Annotated in this window: 10 protein-coding genes; 5 read left to right on the plus strand and 5 right to left on the minus strand. The window is 68.6% G+C overall.

All coding sequences use genetic code 11. The features are described 5' to 3' along the window. The first annotated feature begins 40 nt into the window (after window positions 1-40). The 4 genes from BM388_RS15125 (at window position 41) to BM388_RS15140 (ending at window position 2968) form a co-directional block, all read left to right on the plus strand. A complete protein-coding gene (locus BM388_RS15125) occupies window positions 41-910 on the plus strand; it encodes a LysR family transcriptional regulator ArgP (protein ID WP_089851652.1) in 870 nt (289 codons plus the stop codon). Between the two features lie 159 nt (window positions 911-1069). Then, on the plus strand, window positions 1070-1381 hold the full coding sequence (locus tag BM388_RS15130) for a hypothetical protein (protein ID WP_089851654.1): 312 nt from the start codon (window positions 1070-1072) through the stop codon (window positions 1379-1381). 190 nt (window positions 1382-1571) lie between these two features. Beyond that, window positions 1572-2570: an NADP-dependent oxidoreductase gene (locus BM388_RS15135; RefSeq protein ID WP_089851656.1), complete on the plus strand. Its 999-nt coding sequence runs from the start codon at window positions 1572-1574 to the stop codon at window positions 2568-2570. A gap of 182 nt (window positions 2571-2752) precedes the next feature. After that, on the plus strand, window positions 2753-2968 hold the full coding sequence (locus BM388_RS15140; protein ID WP_089851658.1) for a TIGR02450 family Trp-rich protein: 216 nt from the start codon (window positions 2753-2755) through the stop codon (window positions 2966-2968). A gap of 54 nt (window positions 2969-3022) precedes the next feature. Here the strand turns inward: BM388_RS15140 and BM388_RS15145 are convergent, their stop codons facing one another. The 3 genes from BM388_RS15145 to BM388_RS15155 form a co-directional block, all read right to left on the minus strand. Further along, on the minus strand, window positions 3023-4612 hold the full coding sequence (locus BM388_RS15145; RefSeq protein ID WP_089851660.1) for a glutamate synthase-related protein: 1590 nt from the start codon (window positions 4610-4612) through the stop codon (window positions 3023-3025). Between the two features lie 189 nt (window positions 4613-4801). Further along, window positions 4802-5149: a thioredoxin family protein gene (locus BM388_RS15150; protein WP_217641086.1), complete on the minus strand. Its 348-nt coding sequence runs from the start codon at window positions 5147-5149 to the stop codon at window positions 4802-4804. Further along, window positions 5146-6162 carry a putative RNA methyltransferase gene (locus BM388_RS15155; RefSeq protein WP_245781568.1) on the minus strand — a complete coding sequence of 339 codons (1017 nt, stop codon included), beginning with the start codon at window positions 6160-6162 and terminating at the stop codon, window positions 5146-5148. Before BM388_RS15155 ends, BM388_RS15150 begins: the two co-directional genes overlap by 4 nt. Window positions 6163-6376: 214 nt before the next feature. Here BM388_RS15155 and BM388_RS15160 point away from each other — a divergent pair, with 214 nt between their 5' ends. Further along, window positions 6377-7294 carry a DMT family transporter gene (locus BM388_RS15160; RefSeq protein WP_089851662.1) on the plus strand — a complete coding sequence of 306 codons (918 nt, stop codon included), beginning with the start codon at window positions 6377-6379 and terminating at the stop codon, window positions 7292-7294. A gap of 153 nt (window positions 7295-7447) precedes the next feature. Here the strand turns inward: BM388_RS15160 and BM388_RS15165 are convergent, their stop codons facing one another. Both BM388_RS15165 and yghU read right to left on the minus strand, forming a co-directional pair. Further along, window positions 7448-8728 (minus strand): dicarboxylate/amino acid:cation symporter, encoded by a 1281-nt coding sequence (locus BM388_RS15165; protein ID WP_089851664.1) that lies wholly within the window; start codon window positions 8726-8728, stop codon window positions 7448-7450. Between the two features lie 71 nt (window positions 8729-8799). Then, the gene (gene yghU / locus BM388_RS15170; protein ID WP_089851666.1) at window positions 8800-9669 is read right to left on the minus strand and encodes a glutathione-dependent disulfide-bond oxidoreductase; all 870 of its coding nucleotides are present in this window, start codon (window positions 9667-9669) and stop codon (window positions 8800-8802) included. Between the last annotated feature and the right edge of the window lie 465 nt (window positions 9670-10134).

Raw genomic sequence — 10134 nt, forward strand, 5'->3', positions numbered from 1 at the left:
TTATACTGAACGTCTGCTGCATCTGCCCGAAGGAGGGCCCATGCTTGACTACAAGCTGCTCCAGGCGCTGGCCACGGTGATCGAGTGCGGCGGCTTCGAGCGCGCCGGCGAGCAGCTGGGTCTCTCGCAATCGGCGATTTCCCAGCGGATCAAGGCGCTGGAGGTCCGCCTGGGCCAGCCGGTGCTGGTCCGCCACCCACGGCTCGCGCCCACCCCCGCGGGCCAGCGGCTGCTCAACCATGTTCAGCAGGTGCAGCTGCTGGAGCGCGACCTGCGCACGACGCTGCCGACCCTGGAGGAGGCCGCGCCCCGCCTGCGCATTGCCCTCAATGCCGACAGCCTGGCCACCTGGTGGGCCGAGGCCGTGGGCGACTTCTGTCGTGCCCGGGGCCTGCTGCTGGACCTGGTGGTCGAGGATCAGGACGTGGGGCTCAAGCGGCTGCGCGACGGGGAGGTGGCGGCCTGCCTCTGCGCCAGCGACCGTCCCATCGCCGGGGCCCGCTGCGTGCCGCTGGGCACCATGGTCTACCACCCCTACGCCACCCCGGGCTACATCGCCCGCCACTTCCCGACGGGGCCGACGGCCGAGGCCTTCCGTCGCGCCCCGGCCATCGTCTACGGCCCCCATGACCAGCTGCAGCATCGTTTCCTGGCGAGCTGCGGCTACCACGGCCGCTTTCCCTACCACCTCTGCCCCTCGTCGGAGGGGTTCGTGCGCCTGACGCTGGCCGGCATGGGCTACGGCATGCTGCCGCGCATGCAGGTGGCGCCGCTGGTGACGGAAGGCCGGCTGGCCAGTCTGGCCCCCGAGCGGGCGCTGTCCGTGCCGCTCTACTGGCACTTCTGGCGACACAGCGGCGAGGCGCTGGAGCAGCTGACCGAGGTGCTGAGCGAGGTTCGGCTAGAGTGAGTCGCGCTCGAGTGAGCCCGAGGCGACGACCCGCCCGGCCCGACTGGCGGCAGCGATGGTCAGTCGAGCGAAAGCCTGTATGATGATCGAGCAACATATTTATCGCAGGGAGCAGCAGACACGATCGAGCATTCTTTCCAGCCAGCACGGGAGGTTCACATGAAGGTCTACAAACCTGAATGGCAGTGCACGTTTAGCGTCAACGAGGGCATGGAAGAATCCGCCAGCTGGAAACAGCGAATGGCCTGGCGCTTCAGGGCCTTCGCCGACAAGCTGGACGGCGGCGGTAGAACGCTGAAGATTGACTGCAACGTGACCCCCGAAGTGAGCCGCGAGGACGTCGATACCTGCCTGGAGAAGGGCTTCGCCGTGACCCAGGGCCTGCTGATCCAGTTCGCCCATCAGGCCGCCTGCGAGAACGTCATGCGCGATGCCAAGGCGGAACTCTTCGAGGAACAGTCTCAACGCTGAGGCCATGAGCACGATGCTGCGCTCACCGCACCCCATTCGGCCTCGCCGGATGGGGTGTTTTCGTTGGGGAGCGATCCCGGCAAGCCTCGCCGCCGGGACATCGAGACCGACCGGCTTGGCCCGCTCGTCACTCTGCATTAGACTGGTCGTCTAGTACGGTACAACCCCGCACATCGACAGGAGTCGCACGATGCAATCCCGCTTCTTCACCATCACCGATCATCCCCAGGGCACGCCGGCCCGCGAGCTGTTCGAGCTGCACGAGCAGGCGCTGCCCGACCTCGCCGAGGGCGAGGTGCGCGTCCGCAACAGCTGGCTGTCGGTGGACCCCTACATGCGCGGCCGCATGAGTGGCGTGACCACCTACATCGAGCCCTTCGAGCTCAACGCGCCGCTGGAAGGCGCGGCCATCGGCGAGGTCATCGAATCCCGCGCGGCGGACTTCCCGGTGGGCACCAAGGTGCGCCACATGGGCGGTTGGCGCGACGTCGCCCAGCTGCCCGGCGCCGAGCTGGAGACCCTGCCCGCCTATGAGGTGCCGGAGCAGGCCTACCTGGGCGTGCTCGGCATGCCGGGCATGACCGCCTGGACCGGCCTCAACCGCATCGCCGAGATGCAGGAAGGCGATAACGTGCTGGTCAGCGGCGCCGCCGGCGCGGTGGGCTCGCTGGCCGTGCAGCTGGCCAAGGCCAAGGGCGGCACCGTGGTCGGCATCGCCGGCTCCCAGGAGAAGCTCGACTGGCTCGAGGCGCACGGCGTCAAGGCGGTCAGCTACAAGGGCAAGAACGCCGCCCAGCTCACCGAGGCCCTCAACGCGGCCTGCCCCGAGGGCTTCGACGTCTACTACGAGAACGTCGGCGGCACCTGCCTCGAGGCGGCGCTGAACACCCTGAAGGTCGGCGCGCGCATCGCCGTGTGCGGCATGATCGCCCGCTACAATGACGACGCTCCGAGCGCCGGGCCGGGCAACCTGGCGATGATCCTGATTCGCCGCGCTCGCATGGAAGGCTTTATCGTCTTCGATCACTGGGCGCACTATCCGCAGTTCCTCGAGGAGGTCGGCCCGCAGGTCGAGAACGGTTGGATCGACTACGAGGAGACCGTCGAGGAAGGCCTCGAGCGCACCCCGGACGCCTTCCTCAAGCTGTTCGAGGGCGCCAACCGCGGCAAGATGCTGGTCAGGCTCTGATCCGCATCGCATGACGCAAAGAGGGGGCGCCGGCCAAGCCGGCGCCCCTTTTGCCTTCCCTCTCTCGGGCTGAGATCCTGAAGCGCTCGACGTGTCGGACACCCAGCCCCGCCGCGCGCCTCACCCCGCTCACGCGACCGCCCTAGCCTGCGCTCGCACGGCCCTGCCCCGAGGAGACGGCCATGAACGCCATCAATCCCGAGAAGCTTTACCACAGCAAGTGGACCGCCGTGCACCCCCGCCACAAGGAGAAACACTTCCTGGTGACGAAGCTCGTGCGCGACGAGGAGGAGACCGTGGTCGAGGTGATCCTCGAGGCGATCTACACCCACCGCGAGACCACCCTGCCCTGGCGAGCCCTCAAGGACGACGACACCTGGCGGATGGGCTGGAAATAAGCGCCGGGTGCATCAGCACCCGGCCGTCGTGTTGCCTCGATGGCCTTGCGGCCCTCAGCCGCGCGGATCCAGCACGCCGGCGTAGCGGACCCCGCTGAGCAGGGCCATCTCGCGCTGCCAGGTCGCGAGGTCCTCGCGATGGAACTGATCCAGGCGGTGGTGGCCGCAGGCCCGCGCCAGCACCTGCATCAGCGCGACGGAGGACTCGAGGAAGGTCTGCAGCTGGCGGGCGGACTTGTCGACGTCGAGGCGCTGGCGCAGGTCCTGGCGCTGGGTGGCGATCCCCGCCGGGCAGTTGTTGGTGTTGCAGATTCGCGCGGCCACGCAGCCGATCGACTGGATGGCGCTGTTGGCGATGGCGATGCCGTCGGCACCCAGCGCCATGGCCTTGACGAAGTCGCTCGGCACCCGCAACCCGCCGGTGACGATCAGGGTGACGCGGCCGCTGGCGCCCTGCTCATCGAGGTAGCGCCGGGCCCGCGCCAGCGCCGGAATGGTGGGCACGCTGATGTGGTCGCGAAAGAGCGTCGGGGCCGCCCCGGTGGCGCCGCCGCGGCCGTCGAGGATGAGGTAGTCGGCGCCGGTATCGAGCGCGAACTGGATGTCCCGTTCGATGTGGTTGGCGCTGAGCTTGAAGCCGATCGGAATGCCGCCGCTCAGCTCGCGCACCCGATCCGCGAAGTGGCGGAAGTCGGCGACCGAGTGCAGATCCTCGAAGGTCGGCGGCGAGACGGCCGGCTCGCCCTCGGAGATGCCGCGCACCTTGGCGATCTTGCCGGTGTTCTTGTTGCCCGGCAGGAAGCCCCCGGTGCCGGTCTTGGCAGCCTGCCCGCCCTTGAAGTGGAAGGCCTGGACATTCTCGAGCAGCGCCTCGTCGTAGCCGAACTGCGCACTGGCGAGCTCATAGAAGTAGCGCGAGTTCTCCTGCTGCTCCTCGGGCAGCATGCCCCCCTCGCCGGAACAGATGCCGGTGCCGGCGCGCTCGGCCCCGCGGGCCAGGGCGATCTTGGCCTCCTCGGAGAGGGCGCCGAAGCTCATGTCCGAGACCATCAGCGGCATGGAAAGCCTCAGCGGCTTCTTGGCCTCGGGGCCGATCACCAGTTCGGTGGCGACCTCGGCCTCCTCCCCGAGCGGCTGAGTCGCCAGCTGGGCGGCCATGATCTGCAGGTCATCCCAGTGCGGCAGGGTGTGGCGCGGCACGCCCATGGCGGTGGTCGGCCCGTGGGGCCCCATCTGCTCGAGCCCCTCGCGGGCCAGCTGATGGATGAAGGCCACCGTGGGCTCCTCCTCGGTGGCCCTGGCCTCGGGCTGACTCTCGGACTGACTCCCGGCCTCGTCCGACGCGTCCGATGCGCTCGATTGGTCGGCGTCGTCTCCGGGGCCTTCCTGGCCCACCTGATCATCACTGAAGCGCGCGTGAGTGCCATCGCAATAGGGCGCATCGGCGGTGTGCTTGCAGCGGCACAGAGTGACCTCGCCGTCCTCTTCGGCCACGAAACTCTTGGGCGTGAAGCCGGTGCCGGCGTGGGAGCCGTCGCAGAAGGGCTGGTCGGCCGAGCGTCCGCAGCGGCAGAACGCGTACTCCTTGCCCTTGGTCAGGGTCACGGTCACGGGCGAGTTGGCGGCTATCACGGGCTTGTTCATGGGCACGGGCTCCTTGATCTGGACGTCGATACTCCCTGCCAAGATAGCCACCTACCGCGAACGGCGAAAACCCCGCGACCTCGATACGCCCGATCGGCCCTGACTATCGAAGCGTGCTGTCGGCCCCGATGGCCGGCCCCGATAGGCCCACGGCGCTCGGTCAGCGATGATCCGTCGACGACACTCAGTTCACGGAGATCCATTTGCGAAGAACAAGGCCGCATAGGGGCGCTGGATGGCGCGACGCACCTCGGCGAGCGAGAAGGCTCGCACGAAGGTGTCGAACAGCTGCCCCTGAAACCACAGCTCGACCACCGGCAGCGAGAAGATGCGACGCTGGGCGCAGAGCGCCGTTGCCTCGCCCTGGCAGTCGACGTAGAGGGCCTCCAGGTGGGGAAACTCGTCGGCCAGCATCGCCGCGAGCCGAGGCTTGATGGCCTGGCACACGCAGCAGGCCCGGCCGCCGTAGAGCACCAGCACCGCCGGGCGCGCGGCCAGGGCGGCCTTTAGGGCGTCGTGATCCGCGATGGGCGTCACGGTGCCGGCTCGCCGGGGTCGGGCGCCTGCTCGGGCGCCTGCTCGGGTGACGCGTAGGGTGTCGCATCAGCGGCATCGGCAGACGCGCCGGGCGCCTCACTGGCGGCACGCACGAAGCGCGTCAGCCGCACCTCCACGGTGACGGTGAGCGTCTCGAGCGCCGCCGCCCGCTCCCGGCCCTCGACGCTGGCGCGATAGAGGTGCGGGGTCATCGCCAGCAGGTCGGCGATGGGCGCGGCGCCCTCGAGCGCGAGGGAGTAGCGCACGGTCTCGGTGTCGAGGCCCGTGAAGCCCTGCGGCGCCGGAGGCCGTTCCGTGCGCTCGGGCTTCAACTGGGGATAGATGATCTCGCGCAGCTCGCGCAGGTGATCCGGCCCGGCCTCGGCCAGCAGCAGCACCCCGCCGGGCTTCATCACCCGGGCGAACTCCGCGGCCACCGGAAAGCCGAACAGGCACAGCAGCCGATCCAGCGTGCCCGTCTGCACGGGCAGGTGGGCGTTGCTGCCCACCACCCAGCTGGCCGGCATCCCCGCCTGCTTGCCCTGCCGGGCGGCGGCGAGCACCGCCCACTTGGAGATATCCAGGCCCAGCAGGCCCAGCGGCAGCGCGTCGCCGGTCGCCGCATCACTCGCCCCTTCGAGTCCCTCGTCACGCCTCTCGCGACATCTCTCTTCATAAGCGCGGGTCAGCTCGCGCAGGTAGTAGCCCTCGCCGCAGCCGGCATCGAGGCAGTTCAGGGTGCCCGGCTCCGCGCCATCCAGCACGGCGCGGCTGACCGCGTCGGCGACCGGCCGATAATAGCCGGCCTCGAGGAAGCGCTGACGCGCCGCGATCATCGCCTTGCTGTCGCCGGGATCGCGGGAGCGCTTCTGCTGCACCGGCAGCAGGTGCACATAGCCCTGCCGGGCGATATCGAAACTGTGCCCGGCGGCGCAGCGCCAGGCGCCATCGCGGCGCTCAAGCGCCTCGCCGTCCAGCGGACAGGCCAGTGCCTCGAAGGGTGTGCTGCTCATGACGGTGACCTCGCCCCGGTGGTGAATGTCTCTCGAACGCCCTGTTCGCGCGCTCTGGTCGATCGGCGGCGATGATAGCATCCTCACCCGCGGCCGAGGGCGCAGGCCGAACGCGCCGGCCGGCAACGCCATCCCGGTTAGATAGTGAGCGGCTTGGCAGGTCCCGGGGGGAACGGTATCGTGCCGCGTTCCGCCCTCGACGCGATCCGCCGCCATGACGACCCAGACACTCCCCCGCTCCCTCGACGACGCCCTGGCTCTCTCCAGCCTGCTGCTGGCCCTGGTGGCCGCCGTGGGCATGGCCACCATCGGCGTCATCTCGCGCGTGACCGGCCTGCCGGCGGAGAGCATCACCTTCTACCGGCTCGGCCTCGGCGCCGCCTGCCTGCTCGCCTACCTGCTGCTGACCGGCCGCGTCGCCGGGCTGCGCACGCTGCCCGCACGCAGCGTGGTGGTGAGTGGCGCCCTGCTGGCCGCCTTCGTGCTCTGCTACGTGCAGGCGATGAACCATACCCGCATGGCCAACGCCATCCTGATGGTCTATCTCGCCCCGGTCTGCGCCTCGGTGGTCGCCCACTTCCTGTTCGGTGAAAAGCTGGGGCCGCGCCAGACGGCGCTGATCGGCATGGCACTGCTGGGCTTCGCCATGATGCAGGAGTTCCGCCTCGAGCTTGACGGCGGAAGCGACGCCCTGGGGCTGGGCTTCGCACTGCTGGCCATGCTGGCCTACACCGGCTTCATCCTCTGCAACCGCCGCCTGCCCCGCGACATGGACGACGCCACCGGCGCCTTCTGGCAGCTAACGGTCGGCGCGCTGGTGATCCTGCCCTTCGCGCTAAGCCAGCCCCAGGGACTCGCGGCGGCCCCCTGGCAGTGGCCATGGCTGGTGGCGGCGGGCGTGCTGCCCGGCTTTTTGGCGCTGCTGTGCGCGGTGATGGCGATCAACCGCCTGCCCACGGCGCTCTACGGCACCCTGGCCTACTGCGAGCCGGTGGCGGTGGTGATCTTCGGCTGGACGCTGTTCGGCGAGGCGCTGGGGCCGCTGCCGCTGGCCGGCTGCGCGCTGATCCTCTTAAGCGGCATGGTGCAGGCCTCGCTCGGTGCCCCGCGCCCGGCGCCGAGCCCCGCCTGAGCCGAGCCGCTACGCGGCGGTTCGCGCTGCAGGCAGCGCTCCTGCGAACTTCACCCGTATCACGCTGACCTGCGATGGCCCGAAAAAAGGCCGGGCCGCCTGAGCGACCCGGCCCTTGGCGCGACGTGCGCCCCGCCTCGGGGCGCGGCCGGGCTACTCGCCCTGGCCAGCGGCGACCGCCGCCTGCTGCTCGGCGCGAGACTCGATGCGCTCGCCCTCGCTGCGGCCGATGACGGCGGTGCCGACCAGGTCGCCGGTGACGTTGAGCGCCGTGCAGCCCATGCCGACCAGCGCATCGATGGCGGTGAGCAGCGCCACGGCCTCGATGGGCAGGCCCACCTGGGAGAACACCGTGGCGATCATCACGATGCCGGCGCCGGGCACCCCGGCGGTGCCCACCGAGATCAGCGTACCCACCACCACGATCTGCAGCATGCTCGACCAGTCCAGCGGCGCGCCCATCACGTTGGCGGCGAACACCGCCGAGATGGCGATGCGGATCGCCGCCCCGTCCATGTTCAGGGTCGCGCCCAGCGGCAGGCTGAAGCCGTAGAGGCTGCGCGGCAGGCCCAGGCGGCTCGCGGCATCCAGGGTCAGCGGCAGGGTACCGGAGCTGCTCTGGGTGGCGAAGGCGGTGGCCATGGGCGTGCGCGCCTCGCGGAAGAAGGCCCGCGCCGGCACGCCGAAGCCCTTGAGCAGGCCCAGGTAGACCAGCAGCTGCACGCCCAGCGCCAGGTAGAGCACCATCACCATGTCACCCAGCGACAGCAGGGTCGCAAGGCCCTGTTCGGCGACGGTGCCGACCACGATGGCGAAGACGCCGACCGGCACCACGTGAAGGATGCCGCCCATCACCTTGAGCGTGGCGGCGTTGAGGGCCTCGATCAGGCCATAGAGCTTCTCGCCGAGTTCCGCCTGGGACTCGGACTGGCGCATCTTCGCCACGGCCAGGCCGAAGACCATCGCGACGAAGATGATGCCCAGCAGATCCTGCTCGGCGAAGGCGGCGACGATGTTGTTCGGCACGATGCCAAGCACCACCGAGAGGATGCCGGGATTGTCCGGCACCGAGACCGAGCCGGCGCCCTCGAGCGACATGCCCTCCCCCGGCGACAGCAGGGTCGCGACGGCCAGCCCCACGGCGATGGCCAGCGCCGAGGTGGCCAGGTAGTAGAGAAACACCTTGCGGCCGATCCGCCCGAGGCTGCCGGCCCGGCCCTGGTTGATCCCCGCCATCAGGGTGAACAGCACGATGGGCAGGATGATGAACTTCAACAGCCGCATCAGCAGCTCACCCAGCGGGGCCAGCCATTCGGCCACCGTGGGCCCGCCGACCAGGCCGACCACCACGCCCAGCACCAGGGCGATGCTCACGCGCAGGATCAGCGAGGCATCGCGATAGCCGTGCCACAGGGGTGTCAGGAGCGTCGACATAGGGACCTCGTCAAAAGTAAGAGCGCCGCGGACCTTAGGCCCACGGCGCTCGGTGTGCAACGACTGGAAGGTTAAGAGCTTATAACGTCCTGCGTCTTGTGCTGGAAATCGCTGGCGTCGTGGCGCTCATGGAGCTGCATGGCCGGCTCGCCGAAGGTGCGGTTGACCATGCGCCCGCGCTGCACCGCCGGGCGGGCATCGATCTCCTTGGCCCAGCGCATCACGTGCTCGTACTCCTGCACCTGCAGGAACTCGGCGGCGTCATAAAGACGCCCCAGCACCAGCTGGCCGTACCAGGGCCAGGCGGCCATGTCGGCGATGGTGTAGGTGTCGCCGGCCAGGTAGCGCGTCTCGGCCAGGCGGCGATCCAGCACGTCGAGCTGGCGCTTGGCCTCCATGGCGTAGCGATCGATGGGGTACTCCAGCGGCTCGGGCGCATAGGCGTAGAAGTGGCCGAAGCCGCCACCCAGGAAGGGTGCGCTGCCCATCTGCCAGAACAGCCAGTTGAGCGTCTCGGTGCGCGCGCCGTGCTCGCTTGGCAGGAACTCGCCGAAGCGCTCGGCCAGATACAGCAGGATGGCGCCGGACTCGAACACCCGCACCGGCTCGTCGCCGCTGCGATCGACCAGCGCCGGGATCTTCGAGTTGGGATTGATCGCAACGAAGCCGCTGCCGAACTGGTCGCCCTCGCCGATGCGGATCAGCCAGGCGTCGTACTCGGCCTCCTGGTGACCGAGCGCCAGCAGCTCCTCGAACATCACCGTGACCTTCACGCCGTTGGGCGTGCCCATGGAGTAGAGCTGGAAGGGGTGCTCCCCGACCGATAGCGCCTGCTCGTGGGTGGGCCCGGCGACGGGGCGATTGACGCTGGCGAAGGTGCCGCCGCTGGCCTTTTCCCAGCTCCAGACCTTCGGCGGAGTGTAGTCGTTGCCTTGGCTCATGGGCCCTCCTCGGTGACGAATCGTGTGCTGAACACTGATATGGGGACGCGTTAGCGTGCTATCAACCTGTGGCGGGCGGGAGCCTCCCTCGTGCGCCGGAGCGATCACGCCTTGGCGGGCATTTTCCGTTAAAGAAGACTTTAGTTAAGCCGATAAAGTTATAAGCTTTTTACAATAACTTACATTCAGCTCCCCTCCCCGACCAACAAGAATTCTAGATGGTCACGCCCATGCTTATGACGACTCCCGGTAAACCCAATGAAGCTAAACAACCACTCCATTAAGTTACGCATCATCGCGAGCCTAGCCGTCGTGTTGTTGCTCGCGATTGCCATCATCGTCCCGTTTCTGTTGAACCGCATCGGAAGCGTTATCCCGCCTCATTCATCAGGGCACAGAACGAGCGTGTTGAGTCCATCGATTGCCGGTACCGACCTGCTTCAACCTCATGCGGTCGCTTGGTAG

It is taken from the genome of Halomonas saccharevitans (genome assembly GCF_900116405.1).
In the GTDB taxonomy this organism is placed as follows: domain Bacteria; phylum Pseudomonadota; class Gammaproteobacteria; order Pseudomonadales; family Halomonadaceae; genus Halomonas; species Halomonas saccharevitans.

Excerpts from the sequence above, each read along its gene's own strand:
- BM388_RS15140 (WP_089851658.1), top strand. The coding sequence starts at position 2,753 with ATGAACGCCATCAATCCCGAGAAGCTTTACCACAGCAAGTGGACCGCC.
- BM388_RS15125 (WP_089851652.1), top strand. The coding sequence starts at position 41 with ATGCTTGACTACAAGCTGCTCCAGGCGCTGGCCACGGTGATCGAGTGC.
- BM388_RS15160 (WP_089851662.1), top strand. The coding sequence starts at position 6,377 with ATGACGACCCAGACACTCCCCCGCTCCCTCGACGACGCCCTGGCTCTC.
- BM388_RS15155 (WP_245781568.1), bottom strand. The coding sequence starts at position 6,162 with ATGAGCAGCACACCCTTCGAGGCACTGGCCTGTCCGCTGGACGGCGAG.
- yghU (WP_089851666.1), bottom strand. The coding sequence starts at position 9,669 with ATGAGCCAAGGCAACGACTACACTCCGCCGAAGGTCTGGAGCTGGGAA.
- BM388_RS15145 (WP_089851660.1), bottom strand. The coding sequence starts at position 4,612 with ATGAACAAGCCCGTGATAGCCGCCAACTCGCCCGTGACCGTGACCCTG.
- BM388_RS15165 (WP_089851664.1), bottom strand. The coding sequence starts at position 8,728 with ATGTCGACGCTCCTGACACCCCTGTGGCACGGCTATCGCGATGCCTCG.
- BM388_RS15135 (WP_089851656.1), top strand. The coding sequence starts at position 1,572 with ATGCAATCCCGCTTCTTCACCATCACCGATCATCCCCAGGGCACGCCG.
- BM388_RS15130 (WP_089851654.1), top strand. The coding sequence starts at position 1,070 with ATGAAGGTCTACAAACCTGAATGGCAGTGCACGTTTAGCGTCAACGAG.